The 23,168-nt window shown below is 45.3% G+C and carries 21 protein-coding genes and 1 pseudogene; 7 read left to right on the plus strand and 15 right to left on the minus strand.

Annotated features, from left to right (window positions below):
- Positions 1 to 121: 121 nt before the first annotated feature.
- From JGK36_RS03065 to JGK36_RS03100, 8 genes and pseudogenes are all read right to left on the minus strand, one after another.
- On the minus strand, positions 122 to 937 hold the full coding sequence (locus JGK36_RS03065) for a Uma2 family endonuclease (RefSeq protein WP_293196206.1): 816 nt from the start codon (positions 935 to 937) through the stop codon (positions 122 to 124).
- A gap of 324 nt (positions 938 to 1,261) precedes the next feature.
- Positions 1,262 to 1,888, minus strand: a complete 627-nt coding sequence (locus JGK36_RS03070; protein ID WP_293196208.1) for a Uma2 family endonuclease — start codon at positions 1,886 to 1,888, stop codon at positions 1,262 to 1,264.
- 90 nt (positions 1,889 to 1,978) lie between these two features.
- Positions 1,979 to 2,698: a Uma2 family endonuclease gene (locus tag JGK36_RS03075; RefSeq protein ID WP_293196210.1), complete on the minus strand. Its 720-nt coding sequence runs from the start codon at positions 2,696 to 2,698 to the stop codon at positions 1,979 to 1,981.
- 195 nt (positions 2,699 to 2,893) lie between these two features.
- Entirely contained in the window at positions 2,894 to 3,481 is a 588-nt protein-coding gene (locus JGK36_RS03080) for a Uma2 family endonuclease (protein ID WP_293196212.1), read from the minus strand.
- A gap of 44 nt (positions 3,482 to 3,525) precedes the next feature.
- Positions 3,526 to 4,278: pseudogene (locus tag JGK36_RS03085) on the minus strand (Uma2 family endonuclease).
- A gap of 167 nt (positions 4,279 to 4,445) precedes the next feature.
- Entirely contained in the window at positions 4,446 to 5,969 is a 1,524-nt protein-coding gene (locus JGK36_RS03090; protein WP_293196214.1) for an MlaD family protein, read from the minus strand.
- Between the two features lie 76 nt (positions 5,970 to 6,045).
- Complete coding sequence (locus JGK36_RS03095; RefSeq protein WP_293196216.1) at positions 6,046 to 6,420, minus strand: four helix bundle protein; 375 nt, start codon at positions 6,418 to 6,420, stop codon at positions 6,046 to 6,048.
- Between the two features lie 234 nt (positions 6,421 to 6,654).
- Positions 6,655 to 7,437, minus strand: a complete 783-nt coding sequence (locus JGK36_RS03100; RefSeq protein WP_293192047.1) for an ABC transporter ATP-binding protein — start codon at positions 7,435 to 7,437, stop codon at positions 6,655 to 6,657.
- A gap of 168 nt (positions 7,438 to 7,605) precedes the next feature.
- On the opposite strand from JGK36_RS03100, the gene yvcK reads away from it, so the two are divergent.
- The gene (gene yvcK, locus JGK36_RS03105; RefSeq protein ID WP_293182670.1) at positions 7,606 to 9,006 is read left to right on the plus strand and encodes a gluconeogenesis factor YvcK family protein; all 1,401 of its coding nucleotides are present in this window, start codon (positions 7,606 to 7,608) and stop codon (positions 9,004 to 9,006) included.
- Between the two features lie 219 nt (positions 9,007 to 9,225).
- Entirely contained in the window at positions 9,226 to 9,675 is a 450-nt protein-coding gene (tsaE, locus tag JGK36_RS03110; RefSeq protein ID WP_293182812.1) for a tRNA (adenosine(37)-N6)-threonylcarbamoyltransferase complex ATPase subunit type 1 TsaE, read from the plus strand.
- A 39-nt stretch (positions 9,676 to 9,714) separates the two neighbouring features.
- Here the strand turns inward: tsaE and JGK36_RS03115 are convergent, their stop codons facing one another.
- The 3 genes from JGK36_RS03115 to JGK36_RS03125 form a co-directional block, all read right to left on the minus strand.
- A complete protein-coding gene (locus JGK36_RS03115) occupies positions 9,715 to 10,056 on the minus strand; it encodes a DUF5615 family PIN-like protein (RefSeq protein WP_293182672.1) in 342 nt (113 codons plus the stop codon).
- 3 nt (positions 10,057 to 10,059) lie between these two features.
- Complete coding sequence (locus tag JGK36_RS03120) at positions 10,060 to 10,383, minus strand: DUF433 domain-containing protein (RefSeq protein ID WP_293182674.1); 324 nt, start codon at positions 10,381 to 10,383, stop codon at positions 10,060 to 10,062.
- A gap of 131 nt (positions 10,384 to 10,514) precedes the next feature.
- Positions 10,515 to 11,837 carry a dihydroorotase gene (locus JGK36_RS03125; RefSeq protein WP_293196218.1) on the minus strand — a complete coding sequence of 441 codons (1,323 nt, stop codon included), beginning with the start codon at positions 11,835 to 11,837 and terminating at the stop codon, positions 10,515 to 10,517.
- 245 nt (positions 11,838 to 12,082) lie between these two features.
- On the opposite strand from JGK36_RS03125, the gene lepB reads away from it, so the two are divergent.
- A complete protein-coding gene (lepB, locus tag JGK36_RS03130; RefSeq protein ID WP_293196220.1) occupies positions 12,083 to 12,691 on the plus strand; it encodes a signal peptidase I in 609 nt (202 codons plus the stop codon).
- A gap of 348 nt (positions 12,692 to 13,039) precedes the next feature.
- Here lepB and JGK36_RS03135 read toward each other — a convergent pair whose 3' ends face one another.
- A complete protein-coding gene (locus JGK36_RS03135; protein WP_293182680.1) occupies positions 13,040 to 14,566 on the minus strand; it encodes a peptide ligase PGM1-related protein in 1,527 nt (508 codons plus the stop codon).
- 353 nt (positions 14,567 to 14,919) lie between these two features.
- Positions 14,920 to 16,740 carry a glycosyltransferase family 39 protein gene (locus tag JGK36_RS03140; RefSeq protein WP_293182682.1) on the minus strand — a complete coding sequence of 607 codons (1,821 nt, stop codon included), beginning with the start codon at positions 16,738 to 16,740 and terminating at the stop codon, positions 14,920 to 14,922.
- A 350-nt stretch (positions 16,741 to 17,090) separates the two neighbouring features.
- Between JGK36_RS03140 and recA the strand changes: the two genes are divergently transcribed.
- The 4 genes from recA to JGK36_RS03160 all read left to right on the plus strand — a co-directional run bounded on the left by recA (position 17,091) and on the right by JGK36_RS03160 (position 19,703).
- Entirely contained in the window at positions 17,091 to 18,230 is a 1,140-nt protein-coding gene (recA, locus tag JGK36_RS03145; protein ID WP_293182686.1) for a recombinase RecA, read from the plus strand.
- 741 nt (positions 18,231 to 18,971) lie between these two features.
- The gene (locus JGK36_RS03150) at positions 18,972 to 19,181 is read left to right on the plus strand and encodes a hypothetical protein (RefSeq protein WP_293196222.1); all 210 of its coding nucleotides are present in this window, start codon (positions 18,972 to 18,974) and stop codon (positions 19,179 to 19,181) included.
- 96 nt (positions 19,182 to 19,277) lie between these two features.
- The gene (locus JGK36_RS03155) at positions 19,278 to 19,445 is read left to right on the plus strand and encodes a hypothetical protein (protein WP_293182690.1); all 168 of its coding nucleotides are present in this window, start codon (positions 19,278 to 19,280) and stop codon (positions 19,443 to 19,445) included.
- 30 nt (positions 19,446 to 19,475) lie between these two features.
- Complete coding sequence (locus JGK36_RS03160; protein WP_293148388.1) at positions 19,476 to 19,703, plus strand: response regulator transcription factor; 228 nt, start codon at positions 19,476 to 19,478, stop codon at positions 19,701 to 19,703.
- A 637-nt stretch (positions 19,704 to 20,340) separates the two neighbouring features.
- Here the strand turns inward: JGK36_RS03160 and JGK36_RS03165 are convergent.
- Together JGK36_RS03165 and dacB are read right to left on the minus strand one after the other, a co-directional pair.
- The gene (locus tag JGK36_RS03165; protein WP_293182692.1) at positions 20,341 to 21,237 is read right to left on the minus strand and encodes an alpha/beta hydrolase; all 897 of its coding nucleotides are present in this window, start codon (positions 21,235 to 21,237) and stop codon (positions 20,341 to 20,343) included.
- 336 nt (positions 21,238 to 21,573) lie between these two features.
- Positions 21,574 to 23,046 carry a D-alanyl-D-alanine carboxypeptidase/D-alanyl-D-alanine-endopeptidase gene (dacB, locus tag JGK36_RS03170; protein WP_366025952.1) on the minus strand — a complete coding sequence of 491 codons (1,473 nt, stop codon included), beginning with the start codon at positions 23,044 to 23,046 and terminating at the stop codon, positions 21,574 to 21,576.
- Positions 23,047 to 23,168: the final 122 nt, after the last annotated feature.

The following is a 23,168-nucleotide window of genomic DNA, read 5'->3' on the forward strand; positions in this document are numbered from 1 at the left end:
TCGCAAAACGATCAGTTGTAAAATCCGAGATTCTGTTAACACAAAAATTTAGATTTGTCAACACTATTTAACCGAGAATTAGAAGTGCGATCTCGGTGAAGTGCGATCGCACCCTGCATCTTTAGCCATTATCCTGCGGTAATTCTCCAAACTGCGATCGATAACTCGCTAGCAAAGATTCCAGTTCAGTCGCCCGTTGACTTTCAGCCTCAGCCCGTTGACTTTCGGCCTCAGCCCGTTGACTTTCAGCTTCAGCCCGTTGACTTTCGGCTTCAGCACGTTGACTTTCAGCTTCAGCCCGTTGACTTTCAGATTCAGCCCGTTGTCGTTCAGATTCAGCCCGTTGTCGTTCTGCTTTTAAAGCTGAAGCCAATTCATCGGGAATCAATAATTTCTCTCCATTATCTTCCCGATAAAACCCAATCAATTTTCCTTCTATTTCTAACCGCAATTGCAATACATCGCTGCGACTATCTCTAATTAATTCATACCCATCCTCTCCCAATCGATACCCACGCAATTGTTCCGGAATCCATTCACCTCTAGGGTCAAACAACCAATATTCCTCAACTTCTATCCCCTCATACAAGTCTTTTTTATTGATTATATCTTCCGACTTTGTACCCGGTGATGTCATTTCAAAAATCACTTTTGGCACTTGGCCTTCTTCCCAGATTTTGTAATTATCTCTGCCACCTGGTTCTACATCAAAAATCACCATCACATCCGGTGCTACGCGCAGTTTTGGGAATCCTTGAGCGTAGTATAAAAATTGGTTTGCTAAAACAGTAGCTCGACGGTCTGCGAGGTATTGTTTTAAGACTTCTAAAGTGGTTAAAATTGCGTAAAGATGGTCGTAAGTTTCTGCCACTGGTTCTCCATCAGCGCTAGGGTATATGATTTCAGAAGTTTTGAGGGTGGTAACGACTGCTGTCATGGTCGTGCTTCCTGTGAGTTGTATACATATTATAAACTTTTTTGCTGTAATTAAGTAGGTTAATTTAATTAATATCAAATCCGGTAGCATCGGAATGATTATTAGCCGAAATTAGGAGAAGGCAGTGCCGTGTCCCTACCCAAAATATTGTAGGGACACGGCACTGCCGTCTCCTCTATATCATAGGTCGTGTAACCGGAATTGATATAACCTAAAATGCGATCTTTCTTAGAAGAACCCTGACTTCTTTAAGAAGTCGGGGTTCTGGGAGTTCTGTTTTTTAGTTTGGTCTATTTAATACCTCTTATCCTATGACAATTCTCCTTATTCATTCACAATTCCTGCTTCAAACACCTGTTGAGCAGTCAAGTTTAACTCGGGGAAAGCACCGGATTCAATTCTATCGTCTCCCCGGAATTGCGCCAACTCGTATTCCCCGTCAACTAATTGATATACCGAAAGCGTCGGTTGTTTGGGATTGCCTATGTAGCGTCTTCCACCCAATCCCAAATAATCCACAATCCAGTATTCAAAAATGCCCATTTCTTCATAATCTCGCAGTTTGGTAAGATAATCAGTCTGCCAGTTAGTGCTGACTACTTCTACTGCTAAACGTATCGACGAACCCATTGTGATAATTGATTCTGCTGCCCAACGTGGCTCATTTATCACTTGCTGGCGATCGAGAACTATGACATCTGGCTCATATCCTGATTCGTCGCGATCGGGTTTAAGGACACATTCTTTGGGAAGGAAATAGGGCAATCGGGTATTGCGACATATAACGCCAACTTCTATATTGAGAAAGCCAGATATTTCTGAATGTTGGCCAGTTCCTTTTGGCATTTCAATAATTACTCCATTATGCAGTTCGTAGTGATGTTCTGAATTTTCAGGATACCAGGCAATGAATTCGTCAAATGTTACTAATTTTGTTAAAGCTTGAATCATGTCGATTGCTCCTTTATTCTAATTATATTTAATTTTAGTTGACTCTAACTATTTTTGTAGGGGCGATGCCCCGCCCCTATACTATTTATTCTACGGCAATTTTCCAAACTGCTCTCGATAACGCGCTAGCAAAGATTCGAGTTCAGCAGCCCGCTGACTTTCCGATTGTGCACGTTGACTCTCCACTTCTGCGTGTTGCCGTTCCGCCTCAGCCCGTTGCCGTTCCGCTTTTAAAGCTGAAGCCAATTCATCAGGAGTTAATAATTTTTCTCCATTATCTTCCCGATAAAACCCAATCAGTTTTCCTTCTATTTCTAAACGCAGTTGCAATACTTCGCAACGACTATCTGTAATTATTTGATAACCCTCTACCCCCAGTCGATATCCGCGCAATTTTTCAGGAATCCATTCACCTTTTGGGTCAAATAACCAGTATTCCTGAACTTCTAATCTTTCATACAAATCTTTTTTAATCACTTTATCTTCCGACTGCGTGCTTGGTGATGTCATTTCAAAAATCACTTTCGGCACTTGTCCTTCTTCCCAGATTTTGTAATTATCTCTGCCACCCGGTTCTACATCAAAAATTACCATCACATCAGGTGTTAAGCGGACTTTTGGGAAACCTTGAGCGTAGTATAAAAATTGGTTTGCTAAAACAGTAGCTCGACGGTCTGCGAGGTATTGTTTTAAGACTTCTAAAGTGGTTAAGATTGCGTAGAGATGGTCATAAGTTTCTGCCACTGGTTCTCCATCAGCGCTAGGGTATATGATTTCAGAAGTTTTGAGGGTGGGAACGACTGCTGTCATGGTCGTGCTGGCTGTGAGTTGTAGATATATTATAAACTTTTCTGGTGTTAAGCTGGCGCGCATCCAATTTTAACAATCATGTTTCTGGAAACAACGAGTGGGGCGATGCTCCTAGCTTGCCCCAAAAAATTAAATTTTAATGCCGCAACAGCTTACCAATTCTTCAATGATGTCACATACGCTCAATATTTTTGACTAATAATTGAGTTCGATCGCCCTTTTGAATTCCTTAACTGCCTCAACATGACTCGGCATATTAACACACCTGACAAGTAAATCAATATCGAGTTCTGGGAGCAATTGAGAACTCGCAATCTGTTCGTATCCTTCCTCTCCCAGAGCATACAGAGACAGTCGGCTGTTTTCCCAAAACCAGACTTCGGAAATTTGCAGGCGTTTGTAAGCCTCTAGCTTATCAATTCCGCCGCTAGTTACGACTACTTCAATAGCTAAATCTGGACGTTCTCTATCAGCACCCAATTCGTAAGATTTGTCTGCTTCACACTTCACTCGTTCCGATTCATTTTCTAAAGTCAACGAACCCGTTGGAGTGAAATCGATTCCTGCTTTCAGCAAATATGTTTCCAGTAAAGCACCAATTCGTTCTTTCCCTATTTCGTGTTTTCTTCCAGGCATTCTCTGAATCTCCAGTATCCCATCTAAAAATGACAGCCGAACTCCGGGAATATCCAGCATCGGTTCTAAGGTTTTGAATTGTTCCCAGCTTAACCCTGGAAATAGTAACGGCCGATCTAATTTTTCTTCTAATGTTGTTGCAGTCATGGCGCTCCTTTATTCCTAATGTAAAATCTCAAATCGATCGACCTTCAAATGGCATCAGGATCTATACCCTGACTTATCAAGTATGCCATTAGGCGATCGGCACGCTGGCGTTCCTCATCGGCCCGCTGTTGTTCCTGTTCCACCCGTTCCGCACCCCACAGCAACAAATTGCCATTCTCATCCCACCAGCGCAACCAATAACCCGTTCTCTGAGATTTTTTTCCTGACCAAACCCCCAGAAATAAACCCATTGATTCTATCCAAAATCGACTATTAGCATCTGGTTCTTGCTTTGTGTACTGTCCTGAAACCAAAAGGTATACTTCTAATTCTCCCGATTTAGGATCGAAGATTGCATAAACTGGAACTTGCAAAATTTGCTCGTAAAACCGCCACTTGCCGTAAGGATATTTTGATATTGTCGAATATTCACTGCCCTTAGTATCCGATAAAAATTCCATCACTACTGCTGGAACTTATCCCTCAGCAGTGCGCGTATAACTGCGGCGGACTTCTCCTAGTTCTGCTGGTAATACCGAGGGAACGTAGACCCAATCTGGTGCTTTTACTACTGTTTTGTCATTGACTTTGGCGCACAGTCCAAAGTTGGAAGCTATTAGCATTGAAGCTATGATAAATCCTGCAAGTTCCAAGGCTTCTCGCAGGGCGGCTGCTAAAAGTGGTTGGTCGATGTTTTCAACTGGATCGTCCGGTAATTTAAAATCGTCTGGCAATTTTTCCCAAGTTATATTGTACTTGGTTTGCGTTGCGGGCGGTTTTGATAATGTTTGCGTCATTGCTTTTCCTTGTTTCGATTGAAAGAGTTTTTTTAATAAGATTTGCACAACTTTAATCTCGGGGTGCGCGCTGCCAACCTTACTAACTGAAACCTCTATAATGCGTACCTTCCTAACTGTAGGGCGCGCCACGCACCTTACCGACGGTTATTCAATGATACCAGATTTCAAGGAGTATTTTCGGGAGCAACTGGTTCTGCTGATTTTGCAGTTTGAGAAGGAATAACAGGCAATTTTTGCTGTTTGTTAAAACTGGGCAATCCCGGCTTAACAGATTGATTTACTGCCGTTGTACTCGCATTTACTTTCTCTGAAATAGGAGCTAATGTTTGAGCAACTTTAACTTGCTGCCGCAGTTGTTCTGTCGAGCCCAACAAGCCTCCCAATCCGTTAAATAACCTGCGAATGTTGTTGCGGAAAGCCGGGTCTCCCGTCAGTTCATCCACGTCGGAAGTGATTTTCTGCACGTTCTGAAATGTAGCTCGTGCAGAATCTAGGGTTTGTTGCAATAATAGCAAAGTTGCGGGATTGTTTAGCTGGCTGGATAAGTCTCGCAAAGTAGCAGAAGCTTGGGCTGCATTGGCTGAGAGGATTTCTAAATTGTTGAGCAATTGTCCTTGGTTGATTCGATTAATTGTTGGACTCAAACTGCTGACGGCTACCCGCAATTCTTGACTGCTTTGATTGATGTTATTCAGGGTTGAGACTAAACTGGCGCGGTTGGTTATTACTAATGAATTGACTTCGTTAGCTGTTAATGTGATTTTATTTGCTGCTTGAGTTACTGAATTGGCAGAATTTATTGCAGCGGCCGATACGGCTTTTGTGGAAGTGTCCGCTGTAACTGCTACTTTAGAAACATCTGCGGCGACTCCTGATATTTCCCCCTTGAGCGATTGATTCAAACTGCTCGCTTCTCCTTTTAAAGATTGATTCAAACTGTTTACTTCCTCCTTTAAAGATTGGGTCAAACTGTTGGCTTCCCCTTTTAAGGATTGATTTAAAGTTGCCAATTCGGTTTTTACTGACTCACTTAATTTACCAACATCTCCAGTTACAGATTTATTCAAAGTTTTGATTTCTGCTTTTGCTGTTTGAGTTAAACTTGATAAATCTTGAGTGAGTTTAGCTGCACCTTTAGCTGTACTGGCTGTATTCTCTGCAATTGATTTAATATTGTTGAACAGCGCGGGGTCGGTGTATAAATTAGATAGGCGGACTGTGGATCGAATCAGTTCGTCTAGACTGACTCCAGCTTGACCTTTTAAGCGGGAATTTTTGCAGATTATCTCAGGGGGACAGTCGGTACTAATGGGATTGGCGGTAAGTAACGATTCGGGCAAAATTGAGTTGGGGGTAATGTCGATCGACGATTCGCCAATTAAACCCGATTTATTTGCTTCGATCGCCACATCGCGCGGCATGACTAAAGTACCGGGGGCTATCTCCATTGTCACCTCTACGCCGTTGGCGCTGGCTTTGATGGCGGTAATTTTACCGACGGCGACGCCGCGATACCTGACGGGCGTGCCTATTTGCATTCCCTGGGCGCTGGCAAATTCTACGGCGAATTTGTAGCTGCGGTTGCCTAGTTGTACGCCCTGCAACCAGAGCACTAAGCCGCCAAATAAACCGATTCCTACTAAAATCAAGAATCCGACAGAACCTTCTCTTACAGTTCGCGATCGCATATTGCCTCCTTTGGCAATTGGCAGTTGGCAGTTGGCAGTTGGCAGTTGATAGTTGATAGTTGATGGTTGGCAGTTGTTAATTTTTTTCTGATGTGTTGCCTATAGATTTTAGATAGGCGTTTAGTCGGGGTGACAGTTCGTCAATAATTGGCTTGAGTGTTTCTACTTGTGTAGTTGTTAGTAGTTGCCTAGTATAAGCCCGTCTCAACCAGTGCTTTGTTTCATATAAAGAACCTCTGGCAATCTTGATAAATCTCCGATGATCCTGATAGCTGCCTCGACCATCTCCTTCAGCAATATTAGCACCAATACTATCAGCAGCTCGAATAATTTGCTTGCCGACCGTATCTTTAGCTAGTGCGTCCCATTTTATAACAATATTCCAAATTTCATCAGCTAATTTTTCTGATAATTTATAAACATCTAATTTTTGAAAATTTGTTTGTGACATATCCCATCTCCCAATAATACAAACAATTAACCACTGCCAACCGCTTTCCTAACAACCGCCCACTGTCAACTAACAACTGCCCACTGTCAACTAACAACTAACAACTAACAACTGCCCACTGTCAACTAACAACTGCCAACTGCCAACTGCCAACTGCCAACTGCCCACTGCCAACTGCCAACTGCCCACTGCCAACTGCCCACTGCCAACTGCCCACTGCCCACTGACAATTGACTATCCAATCACTTGAATTGGGCCGGTAACGCTGCCACTAAAAAATTGTTTAATTAACAAATTATCTGTCGATGCAATGTCGCTGACAGTTCCCTCCCACTGCACTTTGCCTTGATAGAGAAACACGATGCGATCGGCAGTCCGGCGAATGGTACTGTCTTGGTGAGTGACGATCGCATAAGTGCTACAAACTCCCTGAGCTCTCTGCAAATCCCGAATTAAATCTTCAATTACCGTCGAAGCGATCGGATCTAAACCCGCCGTCGGTTCGTCATACAGCAAAACCTCCGGATTGTCCCTCGCATTATCGGGATTTGCCATGATGGCGCGGGCAAAACTTACCCGCTTCCGCATTCCCCCAGACAACTGCGCTGGATAGCGTTCGCCAATTCCCCGCAAACCCACCATCTCTAACTTCTCCTCCACCAATTCCCGAATCCGGCGGCGCGGCAGCTTAGAATGCTGGTACAGTAAAAAACCGACATTCTCCTCTACCGTAAGCGAATCAAACAAAGCAGCTTGCTGAAACACCATCCCAATCCCGATCGGATCTGCCACGTCGTCCACCCATCCCATCCGTCGCTGTCCCTGAACGAAAACCTCGCCCGCATCCGGGGCCAACAAACCCGCAATTATCCGCAAAATCGTAGATTTCCCCGTCCCGGAAGGGCCAATAATTGCCAGGGCCTCTCCCCGATATATCCTCAGATCCACTCGATCGAGGATCGGGTTATCCCCGAAGGACTTACTTACCCCCTTGAGTTCGATTAGCGGCTCAGCCATAAGATGCGATCGATTATTATGTTGTCAGTCATCAGTCATCAGTCTAGCTAATGACTAATGACTAATGATTAATGACTAATGACTTAAATTGACTGCCAGAATCAAAACTCTCTTGTATTGTAAATTTGTCAGCTTGAGCTATTCCAATACCATTAAGACTAATTAACCATGTCAATTAGTTCATTTCCTAAAGCCCTGCGAGTCTTTGCCAAAGCTAAGCAGGTTTTTGTCCAATCCAGAAATCCTTACCCTTCTTCTTTGCGGAACGGGCGAGTTCACCAGTGGTTTAAGTGGTTGGCCCCCGGACTGTTGGTGAAACGGTGGCTGCTGATCAGTGCTAGCGGTGTGGTACTTGCCACTTTGGGTTTAGCGATTTGGACTGGGATGACTCCGATCTTTTTGCTGTTGCAATTGTTGAGAAATTTTTTGACTTGGATTGCGGAAGTTATTCCCAATTACGTGTCGGGCCCGATCGTGATTGCGGGCGGGATTTTGTTAATTCTGTGGGGCCAAACTCGCAGTTTGAACTCGATTACCCAAGTGCTGATGCCCGAAGGCAATGAAGAATTGGTCGATCGACTCCTCAACCACCGCCGCTTGCACCGCGGCCCTAAAATTGTCGCCATTGGAGGGGGTACAGGCCTTTCTCATTTGCTTAGGGGATTGAAAGATTACAGTGCCAAAATTACTGCGATCGTCACCGTGGCGGATGACGGCGGGTCTTCCGGGCGGCTGCGGCGGGAAATTGGAGTATTGCCGCCTGGAGATATTCGCAATTGTTTGGCCGCTTTGGCCGATGAGGAAAAGTTATTAACTGAGTTATTTCAATATCGCTTTCAAGCCGGTGACGGTTTGGTTGGTCACAGTTTTGGGAATTTGTTTTTGACGGCGATGAGCGATATTGCTGGAGATTTGGAACAGGCGATCGCCGCCAGTTCTAAAGTTTTAGCTGTGAGGGGGGAGGTGCTGCCGGCTACTCTGAGCGACGTTTCTTTGTGGGCAGAACTGTCTGATGGCCGAAGAATTGAGGGGGAGTCCAGCATCACCAAAGCTAACGGAAAAATCGTCAAAATTGGCTGCAATCCGGCTAATCCTCCGGCTTTGCCCAGGGCCGTCGAAGCGCTGCGGGAAGCGGATTTTATTATTATTGGGCCGGGGAGTCTTTATACGAGTGTGATTCCGAATTTGTTGGTGAAGGAAATTGCTGATGCGATCGCCAATAGTGAAGTTCCGCGCATTTATGTGTGCAATATTATGACTCAGCCGGGAGAAACAGACGGATACAGCGTTGCAGATCACATTCGGGCGATCGATCGGGCTTGCGGCCGCCCCCTGTTCGATGCTGTAGTAGTTCAAGGAAAAGTCCCATCTGCAAAATCTTTGATCCGCTATTCTCAGGAGAATTCCTATCCGGTTGTGCTCGATAGAGAAGCCATAACGCAACTGGGGCGGCGAATTGTCATCGCCAATGTCATGGATGAAGATAAAAATACCGGTTTAATTCGCCACAATTCCCAAAGATTGGCGGGGATGTTGCTGCGTTGGTACAGCCGCGCCCAGAATATTTAAGCTGCTGACTGTTGACTGTTAACTGTTGACTGTTGGGGAGCATCTCATGTTTGTAAAAAGGATTTTTTTATTTGAGTGCGAGCTTAAGAGCTCGCGTATTGTACAATACGCGAGCTCTTAAGCTCGCACTATAAATGAAAAACTGAGATGCTCCCTAACTGTTGACTAATGACTACTGGCTACTGACTACTGACTAATGACTACTGACTAATGACTAAAATGAAAACTTTGCTGCCAGATTTTGAGGCTACGCGCCAGTTTGGTATTGCGTTAGGTCGATCGCTTCCCCCAGGCACTGTAATCTTGTTACAAGGAGACTTAGGCGCCGGCAAAACCACCTTGGTTCAAGGTATCGCCGAAGGTTTGGGAATCTCCGAATCTGTGGAAAGTCCTACTTTCACCCTGATTAACGAGTATTTTGCAGGGCGGATTCCGCTGTATCATCTAGACTTGTATCGACTCGAACCCGAAGAAGCGGAGGCTTTGCACTTAGAGAGTTATTGGGACGGATTAGAAAGGGATTTGGGAATTGTGGCGATCGAATGGGCCGAAAGATTGCAGTACAAACCCGAAAAATATTTGCAAATTTCTTTGAGTTATCGAGATAACGGGCGCCAAATTGAAGTGATGGGAACTGGCGAGTTATTGGATTGGGCGTGGGAAAATTGAGAAAGTGCGATTCACGCTCGGGATAGCTACAGCGCGTACTTACTGCGGCGGGCGGTTGACTCGAATCAATTTGCCCCTCAAAGTTTCCTCACCAGCAATAGCATCATTAATGCGTGTTGCCAATCTTTCTACATTCCGATTTTTAGTGCAGACAATAATACCTGCATGGTCTGGCTTTCGGTTGTGCAGTCCGATAAAATCAAACCGATTTAATGTCAAAATAGCGCGATCGTTACTCACAGCAAATTCTAGCACTTCAGGATCGGGAATGCCCAGATTTGCTTTTCCTGCTTCCTGAACTGTAAGCACATTGTGACCAAAAGCCCGCAGCAATTCCACAACTGGCAAAGGAAATTGTTCGTCTGCATATAATAATGCCATAAGTTATGCTTCCTCATTTTTGCTGATTGCTTGTTCAATTTCCTCTATATGTGAATCAGCATAAGTCCAAACATTGACCAAATCAGCAGCACTTAGATGGGGATAAAATTGGAGAAGTTCGGAATCGCTTGAACCTTCATTGCGAAAACCAACAAGCAGCCACACTGGAATGCGAGTTTTGGCAATACAAGCATCGCCGCCGCACACTTCGGGAGTCTTGGTAATTCCCGGCCAGCTATTGCTTAAACTTTGGGTTAACAGCCGTATTGCTTCAGATTTCTCGGTCGGAGTTAAGGCAAGAAGTTGTGTTTCTAGTTCTTGGAGCATAGGTAATATCGCCTCGATCGTAAGGGAATATACTCTGATAATTTTAGCACAACTTTTGCTGTAATGTTTTAGGTATGTAGTTGCGCTTCAGCGCTGAAGCGCAACTACATACCTTTGTTTATATAAATTGACTACTCAACGTCAAATGTCAAGGCTTTACCCCTGACATTTGTATCTAATTTACCGTTCTCAAAAACAACTTTTCCTCCCACAACTGTCACCACGGGCCATCCAGTTAAATTCCAACCCTCAAAGGAACTCCAGCCGCACTTGCTCGCCATTTCTGCTCCGATCACCGGGCGGTAGTTGTCCAAATCAACTAAGACTAAATCGGCGTCAAAACCCGGAGCGATTGCCCCTTTGTTCGGAATCTTATAAGCCTTAGCAACCGCCCCCGACATCCAATTAGCAACTTGTGCAACTGTACACCTTCCCTCGACTGCTTGCGTCAACATCAAAGGCAAAGAAGTTTCAACTCCGGGCATTCCCGATGGGCTATTTGGATATTCTTGAGCTTTTTCTTCTAAGGTGTGCGGCGCGTGATCGGTGGCGATAAAATCAATTACGCCGTCGAGTAAAGCTTGCCAAAGTATTTCGTTATCGCGGGTGTCCCGCAACGGCGGATTCATCTGGGCTAAACTACCAATCTTCTCATAGGCGCTGGTATTTAACAACAAATGCTGCGGCGTTACTTCCGCCGTTACCCAACTTGGTTTTTCTTGTCGCAAAAACTCAGCTTCGTCGCCAGTTGAAAGATGCAGAATATGCAGTCGGCGTTGATATTTTTTAGAGAGTTTTACGGCTAGCTGAGTTGCTAACAAGGCTGCTTGATTGTCTTGAATTTGGGAGTGCACAGCTAAATCGGTACTGCCGGCAAATTCCTGACGACGCTGATTAATTCTAGTTTGATCTTCGGCGTGTACTGCAATTAATCGATCGCCCTTTGCGAAAACTCGCTCTAAATTTTCCTCTCCATCCATCAACAACTGTCCGTGCATCGAACCCATAAACACCTTAATCCCCGGAGTCGGATTCGCATCCAACAAATCCGGTAAATTCTCCGGCGTCGCCCCAATAAAAAAGCCGTAATTGACCAAACACTTGTCAGCAGCGCGCCTTAGCTTGTCATCTAAGGCCGCTTGGGTTGTGGTTAGGGGGCGGGTATTCGGCATTTCCAAAAACGATGTCACGCCGCCCTTAGCGCAGGCACAGCTAGCCGTAAACAAATCTTCCTTGTGTTCCAAACCCGGTTCGCGGAAGTGTACCTGCGGGTCAATTACTCCGGGTAAGAGAGTTAAGCCGATCGCATTTATTTCGCGATCGCCGGACATGGCAATCTCCGGAGCAACCCGAACAATTTTGCCATCGCTAATTTGCACGTCCCCTACCAAAAACTCACCGTCTGGTAAAAGAACGCGAGCGCGACGGATTAACAAACTTGATGTCGTCTGCATAAGCTATAATTAAATAGGTAATGTACGTAGAAGCCCAGACAAATTTTATCCTCAAAAGAGTTAGAAAAATACTAATAAATATAACTAGCTTTCAGGAAAATTGTAATTTTTACGATCGACCTCGGCGCACTTTACTCAACCAGATAGTACAAAAACTCACGTCTGGGGCGCAGATTTTGCAGATTTCCTCAAAAAACCCCGAAATAAGTTTATAATTTGTATCCAGCCCAGTGACTTAAATACTTATGACTCGTCTAGACAAGTCAGCCGACCAAAAACCCCCGCAAGATACCGAAAATCCTTGGATAGAAGGAATTAAGACGATCGGCTTAGCAGCATTCTTAGCCTTTGGTATCCGCACCCTGGTTGCTGAAGCTCGCTACATTCCCACCGGCTCAATGCTCCCAACCTTGCAAATTAACGATCGATTAATTATAGACAAGGTGAGCTATCGACTTCAAGACCCGCAGCGAGGAGATATTATCGTGTTTATGCCTCCCGATCCGGCGAGTTTGTGCACGGGACAGCCGCCGCCGATCAAAGATGCCTACATCAAGCGAGTGATCGGACTTCCGGGCGATACTGTGGAAGTCAAAGATGGAAAAGTTTATATCAACAAGCAGCCGCTACAGGAAAAATATATTGAAGAAATTCCGCAGTATCCCTACGGGCCTGTAGTTGTATCTCAAAATTCTTACTTGGTACTCGGGGACAACCGCAACGCAAGCTGTGACAGCCATTATTGGGGCTTTGTACCCAGACAAAATATCATCGGTAGGGCGATCGTCCGTTTTTGGCCTCTCAACCGCACAGGCTCGATCGACCCCACACCGATTTATCCCGCTAAAAAATAGCTACCATTCAAATCCTCGGCGGTTGGAAACCGCGTCTATACAAACGATTCAAATCCTCGGCGGTTGGAAACCGCGTCTATACAAACGATTCAAATCCTCGGCGGTTGGAAACCGCGTCTATACAAACAATGTCCGCCTCCGCGGACTAAGAAATATGGAATTTCAGAGCAATGTGCGATGGCTTACGCCCCGCTACGCTACGACTCTTCAACCCGCGGAGGCGGGTTTTGTTGGTATAGACGCGGTTTCAACCGCCGGGTTTGTGGGTTGATCGGTGATATCAATTCCCGTTGCATCAGTATTGTTCAAACCGTCAACTGTCAACTGTCAATTGTCAACTGTCAACTGTCAACTGAATGACGTTTCGCGATCGAGAACTTTCACAACCTTGTTATACATATCCTCAGCTTCTTGTGGCGAATTGCCAATACTCGTCAATCCCAATTTGCCAAACTCCGACAAACAACCCATTAAATGAAACACGCTCCCCGTCTCAGTACCAGTGTCAAAATGCAGTTGATTGTCAGCAATAATATCCATCAAATCATTCGGCAACAATCCCCGATACCGCTCCTTTTTCAAATTATCCGAAGCCACATAATATTTCGGACGCCCCTGCTGGCTGTAAAATAATCCCGTAGTTCGCTCGTACCGACCGTTTGTTAACAGCTTCAAAGCCATAAACGGATGAGTTGTACCTCCTTTACGCAAGTTAATTTCTATTGCTTGAATATCCCATTTCCCGTCCGATTGCTTGACAGCAACATAATCCACTCCAAATCGCTCCAAAGCACCTTTTGCTGCTAAATTTTTTCCCACTTTCCATCCCAATTCTTGCAACGCCAGCCGATAGGATTCATCCGCCGGAAATCGGCAACCCAAGAAAATTTGACCGTCTGGGCCGCCTAAAATCTGGTCGTGGGTTGACAGAATTTCAACTTCGCCACTGGGGACAATTCGACCTTGAACGCTGGGCGATCGCTTTTCTTCTCCTTCGATAAATGCTTCCGCAATTGCCCCTAATTCGGGAATGCGGCTGCTGAAATTTTTCCAGGTTTCGCCTGTTGATTGAAAGCGCAAATTGTGGAAGCAATCGCCAATTGCTTTAACTCTTTCTTGAGGTGCTTTACCTGCGATCGGCTTCAAATCTAAAATTGCATTTCCTTCCCCCGAAAAACCTTCATTTAACTTAATTACCATCCGCTGCAAATCCGGCTGTCTTTCCCACAACGCAGCCGCAGCTTGGGCCAAATCTTCTGCATTCCAAACCAACTCGGAACCGTCAGGATAAGGTACGCCAGCTTCTTGAAAAATTTGCCTGCTGCCGCTTTTTGTTCCCCAATAAAGCAAATCCGGATCGCTAGCCCACAAAGGAATTCCCAATTTAACAGATAACTCGCGCTCTAAGGGCGTCGAGTTGTAACAAACCATATAAGATTTTGTCGGGCGTACTGCTTGGCGAATTCGCTCCATCAAGCGAGGACGTTCTAAAATTTTCTGGGTGAGGGATTTCGCCGATGCATCGTAAGCCGAGAACAGCAAAAGGCGATCGCGCGCGTGAGAAAATGGAATACCTGGGAGCAATTGCAGGTAATAATCTATAATCATGGGGTGCAGCGGCTCCGAGGTGATGTAAATTAAGCGCGTGCGAGGATTTCGCAGGCGAATCAATGAAAATAAATGCCGCTCTTCGTAGTGGTAAGCACCCTCAACTTTCAGAATTTCTTGCTGATCTAAGCTGAGAGAAGGAATGACGATAATATCACAATCTCCGCTGTCAAATTCTTCTATCTCTCGCCAACGTTCGCGTAATTCTGTCTGAAGATTGCGAAATTTTTGCGAGTATTCGGAAGATGAATTGTTAGACTCTTGCATGGCGTTTTCTCCTAATTATTCAAATAATTATTGCTAATGATGTAGGGTGCGTCAGCCCAAATAGTTGAGACAACTCAACTGGCACTCTTATAGGGGTTAATTTTTAGCTACGTTGTTGCGCTTGGGCGCTTACATATATAAAGAGCGCTGAAGCGCAACTACGTACCTTTGAGCGCTGAAGCGCAACTACGTACCTTTGAGCGCTGAAGCGCAACTACGTACCAAGATGGCGCTGAAGCGCAACTACGTACCTTTATTTAAATTGACAAAATTCTCAAATAGTGACTTAAGGTGCGTCAGTTCAAATATTTGAGGCAAATCAAACAGTTTTTTTCAGCGCACCCTACCGGGAACTAAGAAGTTCGCCGCACTCGAAAAAGTTTGGCGTATGCCAATATCGGCTCTAGGCGGCGTTGATTTTGCTTGAGTGCCGATCGCAATTTTTCCGAAGGGCGGAACACCAGAGGAGCCGAATATTTGTTCAGCATCTCGATATCGGGCGACTGACTCAACAGCATAAGTCGTACATCTTTGTCGAGCAAATAACTTAGGGAGAGCAAATCTCCCATGTTAGTAAAGTCATTACCGCGATCGCTAATTACAATTGTATCTTTAATCGAGCGATTAGCCATCGCCTCTTTGTTAATATTTCTCGCAACTTCAGCATTAAAATAGCTCAAGTCTTTGCTCCACCAAGTATCAGCAACACCGCTGACTGTACAGGATGCTATGCTTGCTGTAAATACCCCGGCTAAAACGACTTGCCAAAACCGCTGCTGAGTTTTCACATTATTGGCCAGCAAGCAAGCAACTGCTAGCTGCACCCCCGGAAAGCAGGAAATCAGATACCGACTGACGGCGGAGCGTTTGCCACCTAGAATTATATCCGGTAAAACTAGCATCAAAAACGGGACGAAAATTGATGTTATAATAAACATCAAAGTTGAAATATTTGTGCGGCGGCAGATGTTGTAAACGGCTGCTGCAATTAACAGCAAAAATGGCAATCTTAGCAGATAAGTCCAGATATTGTCAAAGCCGAAGTCGAAGTCAAAAAATAAGGCTGTAAAGCTGAGCGTCCACAATTTTGCCAGGTACAGCCAACCAGGAGATATTCGCGTCCAATCTGTCGTTGCTGAGGCTCGTTCCAGGTTGGTCGCCAGCACGTAAATCCACGGCAGATACAAGATTAAAGCTGCTGTTACTGCTAAGAAAAATTGCGAATTAGTTAAGTGACCTCGCAATTTTCTTTTTTTGACAAACAGCCAGCAAGCAATTATAAAAACTCCATGTCCGACAAGTGTTAACGTGAAGAAAGGGTGAGTGTAGCAACCGATCGCGATCGCGATCGAGTAATACGCCCAATTTTGCCACCCCCGCAACCGCAATGCTCTCAGCAGCAGCCAACTGCTGCCAATCACCGTTGCAGTCAGCAAACTGTACTGCCTTGCTGTCTGAGCAAACAAGATGTCAAAGGGAGATAAAGCCAACAGTGTTGTTGCTACTAAGGCTGCCAAATTTGAAGCGAAAAGTTCCTGGGCTAAAGCGTACATCAAAGGCAGCGACAGCAAACTCAATATTGCTGGCAAACTGCGGGATGCTGCAAGAGAACTGCCAAATTGCTGCATCCACAAACGAGCCATCAAAAAGTACAAAGGCGGATGCTGCGGGTCTTCTAGTGCTAAGGAACGTATTGTGTCTGCTGCTGTACTCCCCGGTTTGATCCGCTGATATTTCTGCAATTCTGGTGCGGGAATAATGCGGTTTTGAAATAGTTCGTCGTCGATTTCTTGCCTGGTGAAACCAGCGGCGCGGATTGATGTGTAAGCTTCGTCGTGCCAGTAAAGTTTGCGATCGATCTCGAAGAACCGAAATCCGATACCTAGTAAAATGCCGATCGCCAATAACCAGATCAGCAACCGCGAATTTTGAGGATTTTTGGGATTAACAGATGTGTCTTGATGTGTTGTAGATGCCATGCTTGTCCTAATTGTAGCGATCGTCCCAGATGCGTACCGATCGACTCCGGGGACGATCGCACCACTACGCTCAGAAACCGGGTTTTTTACCGGGTTCGCCTGCTGCAACCTGTGTATTGCTGTGGAAAAACCCGGTTTCTCTCCACCCCCGTTTGGGCCCTGTAAAAGATCGATCGATACCTGTACAGATCCCAACCGACCATTATTCTACCTTCTGCCGAAAGCCTTCTACCTTCCAAGCAAGAGCCACCTTCAACAGTTGACAGTTGATAGTTGACAGTTGACAGTTGACCGAAGGAGAGCGACCTCTACCCTTAAATCCGAGGATTGGAGTAATGAATAGTCTGATTTTAATTTCTCTCTCGAAGGCGGGCGGGCTTTCAACCAATTCTTTCTGGTGAGGGCGCGATCGGGCCCAACCACCGCAAAATCAAGAATTCTAAACCAAATCCCCCCAGAACCTCCAGACCCCAAAAATAACTGCTAACATACGTGTTGTACAGTTAATCAACAAGCTCCGCAAGGGGTCTACCCGCGTACCGAAAATGGCAAAAAAAGAAGCTTCTACAAAAACTACTGAAAACACAGAAAAGCAAAAAGCCCTAACTTCCGTACTGTCCCAAATCGAGCGCAGCTTTGGCAAAGGAGCGATCGTCCGATTGGGAGACTCCACTCGCATGAGGGTAGAAACCATCCCCACCGGAGCTCTGACACTGGACATTGCTTTGGGCGGCGGTTTGCCAAAAGGCCGAGTAATTGAAATTTACGGCCCCGAAAGTTCCGGTAAAACTACTCTAGCGCTCCACGCGATCGCCGAAGTCCAAAAAACCGGCGGCATCGCAGCCTTCGTAGATGCCGAGCACGCCCTCGATCCCACCTACGCCTCAGCATTAGGCGTCGATATTGAAAATCTCTTAGTTTCCCAGCCGGATACCGGCGAAATGGCCCTAGAAATTGTCGATCAACTCGTGCGATCCGTCGCCGTCGATATCGTAGTCATTGACTCCGTAGCCGCCCTCGTCCCCCGCGCCGAAATCGAAGGCGACATGGGCGACTCCCACATGGGTTTGCAAGCCCGCTTGATGAGCCAAGCACTGCGGAAAATCACCGGCAACATCGGTAAATCCGGCTGTACCGTGATTTTCCTCAACCAATTGCGGCAGAAAATCGGCATAACTTACGGCAACCCCGAAACCACAACCGGCGGTAACGCCCTCAAATTTTACGCCAGCGTGCGGCTCGACATTCGCCGCATTCAAAGCTTGAAAAAAGGTACCGAAGAATACGGCAACCGCACAAAAGTTAAAGTTGCTAAAAATAAAGTTGCTCCGCCTTTCCGCATTGCCGAATTTGACATTGTATTTGGTAAAGGCATTTCTACCTTAGGCTGTCTGACTGACTTGGCAGACGAGATGGGAGTAATCCTGAAAAAAGGTTCTTGGTATAGTTACAACGGCGAGAACATCGCTCAAGGACGAGACAAAGTGATTCAACACATGGAGAAAAATATCGATTTCAAAAATGAGATCGAGCGGCTAGTACGGGAAAAACTTGATACTGGGGCAGTGGTTTCTGCTAATTCTGTCGCTCCTGTGGATGTCGATGCTGATGATGTCGATGCTGATGATGATGAGGTTGTTGATAATGATGACATTCAAGATGTAGGAGACATGGAAGAAATTTAAATTTTGTCGCGATCGGTCATTAGTTCTGTCCGCGAAGAGCGTATTGTATAATATGCTCTTCGCGGACACCACTAAAATCAAAAATGCTTGTTACAAAAATGAGATGCTCTCAAATTAAATGGGTGCATCTCATTTTTGCATCAATACTAGCTCGCTTCGAGTGCGTAGGCGCAAGCCGGGACGTAGCCATCGCCCGAGGAAATTTCCCTCACCGAGAGCTATTGAGGTGCGTCGCTACTCGAAAAGTCGATTTTAATTCACAAATTTTTAATGGCGACACACCCTACGAATAATATTGCTACAGGGCAAGCTGTCAAATGTTTACTTCACCCTGCTTCTGGTCTCTTCACCTTGATTCACTTGGTAGCACTCGCATCACTGCGTTTACACGCTTCAGCTTCTGACTCATTGCAGGTGCAAATACTTAGGAGCAGAATAGATTCATATACGTAAGTAAAGGAGTTCCAATCACCGCTAAATACTGTGGAGTTTACGGTTACTTCCCTCTGGGTCAAGCTGCGGTAACTAACACTAGCCAGATTTTGACAACTGACAGATTTCACCTCTGAGGCTGTTTGTAAAGAAATGTAAAAGCTCCTGAAAGTTAATTGCTGTTACAGAATGTAGGATTTCTGAGCTGAACTGTAAAAAAAAGTTGTCTTGATTCATCGCAAAAATGAACTGGACAAACATGAATTTCATTTTTCAGGAACTTAAATTCTTATCCCAGGAGAATCAATCATGACTGACGGTCAATTAGGAGTTATATTAAAGATGGCTCAAACAATTAATCCTCAAATTGAGAGCGATCGACATTTTGAAATAGACTTGGAAAAATTGCGTCAACTGCCAGCAGGAACATTAGGGTGCTCAGTGGCGCGATTTCTAGACGAACAAGGGTTTGAGCCGATCGCATCTGGAGACTGGATTCAACGAAACCACGACGTTTAACCGGTTCTGACGGGTCTTTCACCTTCTGCCGAAGATGAATTTGTACTTCAAGCGTTTACTCGCGCTCAAGTATTTCGCCCTTCCTGTGCGATTTTAGTGTTAGTTGGATTGCTAAGTGGCAAATGCCCGATCGGACAAATTATCAAAGGTTTAAAACATGGAAAATTAGCCGAGCGGCTAATTGACTGGGACGTTGCATCTGATTGGGAAACTCCCTTATCTGAAGTCCGAGAGAAACTGGGGATTCTACCATTAATTGATTAATTTTTTAACTCGTCACTGCACTGCAAAACTATGCAAAGCACAATTTACAAACCGGTAATCAGCCTGAGCCCGCGAGAAAGAGCGATCGCCCAATTAGTAGCGCAAGGTCTGCCCAACAAATGTATTGCCAAAAATTTAAATATCAGTCACTGGACGGTTGCTACTTACGTAAGGCGGATTTTTATCAAACTCGGTGTTTGTTCTAGAACTGCGATGATTGCACTGTTGATGCAAGAAAATATGCTCTGGGACTCATGAGTCGATTTTAGATTTTAGATTTTACGTTGACTCACCTTGATGAATCAGGGAACTTGAACTATGGTCTAAAATTTGGGAATCGATTTTGACCCTCGTGTCGGGCATTTATACCTGTTTTTGAGGCGGAATAAGTTAGATATAGCGGTTCTCAGAAAGATGCGGTACGTAGTTGGGCTTCAGCCCTCTTAGTTTAATGGTTATAGAAGCTGTCAACAGTTGACAGTTGACAGTTGACAGTTGACAGTTTGAGAGCGACCTTTACCCTTAAGTCCGAGGATTGGAGTAATGAATAGTCTGATTTTAATTTCTCCCTCAAAGACTTGGGGCTTTCAACCAATTCTTTCTGGTCAATCATACCTCATCTCTTTGAGAAAGGCTATAGTAGGGTGCGTCAGCCTGATTTAATTCTCTGGTAACTCAGAAATTCTCTACTGACAAGCGAATTTCTTGATGGTACCCGCCACATGATTTATCCGTGGAATCAATCCCAAATCGAAAATCGAAAATCCTCTCTTCCCCCGAATTTATCCGTGGGGTCGCCTCTAAAATCTAAAATCTAAAATCGACATACTCGGAGAAAAATAAAAACCCAGTTTCCGTGTGAAACCGGGTTTTTATTTGCAATATTTAAAACCTTTTATGCCAAAGCCAAAGAACGAGAAGAATTTCTCAAAAAATTCAGCAATTCTCGATTCACCGTTTGCGGCGCTTCCTGCTGAATCCAGTGACCACAATTAGGGATTAATTTTAACTTAAACGGAGCGCTAATTAACCGATCCAAACCTTCTACAAGTGTGTGGCTCAAAAACGCATCTTCTTCTCCCCAAAGCACCAAAGTAGGCACTGTCACAGGATCTAACTTCTGCCCCCAATGCCAAAGACGCTGCGGGTGAAACATCTGCTGGTAATAATTCATCGCCGCCGCTAACACTCCTGGCTTTTCTAAAGCGGTTTGATAAATCTGAGTTTCCTCAGCGCTAAAAGCTCCTTTGCGAACAGCTTGTCCTTGCAAGATATTTTGCACAAAATCTTTCAAATTTTGCCGGATTAACCATTCGGGGATACCGGGAACTTGAAATGCCAAAATGTGCCAACTGCGGCGGAGTTGGTCTAAATTGCTTGCCATTTCCTGCACGAATCGCTGCGGGTGCGGAGCGTTTAAAATTGCCAAGCGGTTGAGTTTTTCGGGGAATTTTTGAGCTAAATGCCACGCGATCGCACCACCGCAATCGTGACCGACAATGTGCGCTTTTGTATAGCCCAGCCGATCGATCAAACCGCGAATATCAGCACTCAGCGTATCCAAATCATAACCGCTTTCCGGCTTGTCCGAATCGTTGTAGCCCCGCAAATCCGGCACCACAACCTTGAAATGACGCGCTAAGGCAGGAATTTGATGGCGCCAAGAGTACCAAAACTCAGGAAACCCGTGCAGGAGGATCACGAGCTCGCCTTCTCCTTGGGAAACGCAGTGCAAGCGGATGTTGTTGGTTTCGACAAAGATGTGTTGCTGTTCGGAATCTAAAGACTTCATAGTTGGAAAGTTAGACTTATTTTCGGGCTGTACAGAACTCGCCGACTGATAGCAGGTTCAAACAGCCCAATGGTTTTAATTCTTCTGTTTTTATTCTAGCTGCTTTTCGATCCCCGCCGCTGCAATCTCATTAAACTTAAAACTTGTAGAGTTTTTCGCCGAATAGCAAGGGTTTGAAGCCCTTACTCAGGTCGGCAGATTGTGATAAGAACGGAGTTTAAATCTATGTTCTTATCACTTCGCACTCAACTGTCAACTGTCAACTGTCAACTGTTTAACGTCTTGTTTTTTAGGTGTAACTACTTAGATAAACTTTCTCACCTTAAATCTGTGGTTTTAACAGCGGCGCAGGCGGTTTAATAATAGCACAATTTCGTCCGTTGCCGATCGCATTTTTGAAGCAGACAGATCGGATTGATTGATGATAATACTAAACACCAGCGGCTCGTAATTGGGAACTTCGATATATCCCGACAGCGCCGAAACTCCGCTCAAAGTTCCAGTTTTTGCTTGCAAAATTACGCGGTTTGGTGTAGAGTTTATGCGATTTTTCAAAGTACCGCTATCGCCAGCCACGGGCAGTGATGCGCGGTAGATAGATCCAGTAGGTGAATTCGCCATCAATCTCAAAGTTTGCACCAAGGCTTCTGGACTAATTAAATTGTGGCGGGAAAGTCCGGAACCGTCGGCTAATATGTAGCTGTTTGGATTTACACCTAATTGAGTTAAAGCTATTTTTAACTCCTTCAAACCAATTTCACCTGTATCCTCTTGTGGCACAGGCATCTTGCCTGTGACTGCTTGTGAAACAGGCATGGAGCCTGTGACTTTTCCCAACAATCTCAATAAAACTTCTGCATAAAGATTGTTACTTTCCCGATTAGTTTCTTTCACCAATTCGGCCAGCGGTGGCGATTCAACAAACGCTAATTCCTGATTTAAATTGCGAGGAACAGGGGCAACCAAAGCTTGTTTGACAGGGATTCCCTCAGCTACTAAAACTTGCTGAAAATGCTGTAAAAAATTATTAGCGGGATTGACAACTGCGACATAAGCTGATTCAGATTCCGCACCAACTTTCAACTGCCCGCCAACTCGAATGACAGGCCGATCGAACTCCCTGCCAACTTCAATAAACTCCGATTCGTTTTGAGAGACTGTGACTGAATTGTTCAGAATTTGCCACTGATTGGCTAACTTTGGTTCGGCAAAAGTGACTTTCAGAGGTTGCCCGATCGCCTGTGGGGACAAAACAAGCTCGATCGCGTTTTGATTGAAAATTAAACTGTTAACCGGCGCGCCATAGCCAGCTTGGGCGTCTTCCCATTCCCAATTCGGATTGACTGCACTGCCTTGAAAATAGCTGTCATCGCCAATCAACTCATTTATGCGATCGACTCCGCGGCGTTTCAACTGCTGCGCCAAGTCCTTCAACTGAGCCTCCACAATGCTCGGATCGCCCCTACCGGCAACATACAAACTCCCATTTGCGCCGCTGTAAACCGATGTCTTAATCCGAAAATCGGCACCGAGTTTCTGCAAAGCAGCCGCTGTGGTTAGCAGCTTGACATTGGATGCTGGAATAAAATATTTGGTGGCGTCACGGCTGTAGAGAGTCGCCGCAGATGATAGCGGTTGAATCAAAATGCCCCAGCGCGATCGGCTAAATTCAGCACGATTGGCGATCGCATCTACCTTCGCCCCCAATTCCCCAGGACAAATATCCCCAGCAACCGCAGGCGTTTGAGCGACTACCGCCGACGTGCGCCCCAAAATTAGGACTAACAAACTAACCGCAATTCCTTTAATTCTCAAAGCATCACTTCCATCACAATAGACTTCTTAGAAAAGTCCTTTAAATCAAATTTTCGGACGGGCAAGAAGCCCGTCCCACCAAAAAAATCTTTTCTTGTGGAACGGGCATCTTGCCC

It is taken from the genome of Microcoleus sp. PH2017_35_SFW_U_B (assembly GCF_020737865.1).
Lineage (GTDB): Bacteria > Cyanobacteriota > Cyanobacteriia > Cyanobacteriales > Microcoleaceae > Microcoleus.

Bases quoted from the DNA above. Each gene is read 5' to 3' on its own strand.
- lepB (WP_293196220.1), top strand. From the start codon at position 12,083: ATGACTCGTCTAGACAAGTCAGCCGACCAAAAACCCCCGCAAGATACC.
- JGK36_RS03080 (WP_293196212.1), bottom strand. From the start codon at position 3,481: ATGACTGCAACAACATTAGAAGAAAAATTAGATCGGCCGTTACTATTT.
- JGK36_RS03120 (WP_293182674.1), bottom strand. From the start codon at position 10,383: ATGCTCCAAGAACTAGAAACACAACTTCTTGCCTTAACTCCGACCGAG.
- recA (WP_293182686.1), top strand. From the start codon at position 17,091: ATGGCAAAAAAAGAAGCTTCTACAAAAACTACTGAAAACACAGAAAAG.
- JGK36_RS03070 (WP_293196208.1), bottom strand. From the start codon at position 1,888: ATGATTCAAGCTTTAACAAAATTAGTAACATTTGACGAATTCATTGCC.
- JGK36_RS03065 (WP_293196206.1), bottom strand. From the start codon at position 937: ATGACAGCAGTCGTTACCACCCTCAAAACTTCTGAAATCATATACCCT.
- JGK36_RS03150 (WP_293196222.1), top strand. From the start codon at position 18,972: ATGACTGACGGTCAATTAGGAGTTATATTAAAGATGGCTCAAACAATT.
- JGK36_RS03125 (WP_293196218.1), bottom strand. From the start codon at position 11,837: ATGCAGACGACATCAAGTTTGTTAATCCGTCGCGCTCGCGTTCTTTTA.
- JGK36_RS03115 (WP_293182672.1), bottom strand. From the start codon at position 10,056: ATGGCATTATTATATGCAGACGAACAATTTCCTTTGCCAGTTGTGGAA.
- JGK36_RS03075 (WP_293196210.1), bottom strand. From the start codon at position 2,698: ATGACAGCAGTCGTTCCCACCCTCAAAACTTCTGAAATCATATACCCT.
- JGK36_RS03095 (WP_293196216.1), bottom strand. From the start codon at position 6,420: ATGTCACAAACAAATTTTCAAAAATTAGATGTTTATAAATTATCAGAA.
- JGK36_RS03100 (WP_293192047.1), bottom strand. From the start codon at position 7,437: ATGGCTGAGCCGCTAATCGAACTCAAGGGGGTAAGTAAGTCCTTCGGG.
- JGK36_RS03135 (WP_293182680.1), bottom strand. From the start codon at position 14,566: ATGCAAGAGTCTAACAATTCATCTTCCGAATACTCGCAAAAATTTCGC.
- yvcK (WP_293182670.1), top strand. From the start codon at position 7,606: ATGTCAATTAGTTCATTTCCTAAAGCCCTGCGAGTCTTTGCCAAAGCT.
- JGK36_RS03090 (WP_293196214.1), bottom strand. From the start codon at position 5,969: ATGCGATCGCGAACTGTAAGAGAAGGTTCTGTCGGATTCTTGATTTTA.
- JGK36_RS03165 (WP_293182692.1), bottom strand. From the start codon at position 21,237: ATGAAGTCTTTAGATTCCGAACAGCAACACATCTTTGTCGAAACCAAC.
- tsaE (WP_293182812.1), top strand. From the start codon at position 9,226: ATGAAAACTTTGCTGCCAGATTTTGAGGCTACGCGCCAGTTTGGTATT.
- JGK36_RS03160 (WP_293148388.1), top strand. From the start codon at position 19,476: ATGCAAAGCACAATTTACAAACCGGTAATCAGCCTGAGCCCGCGAGAA.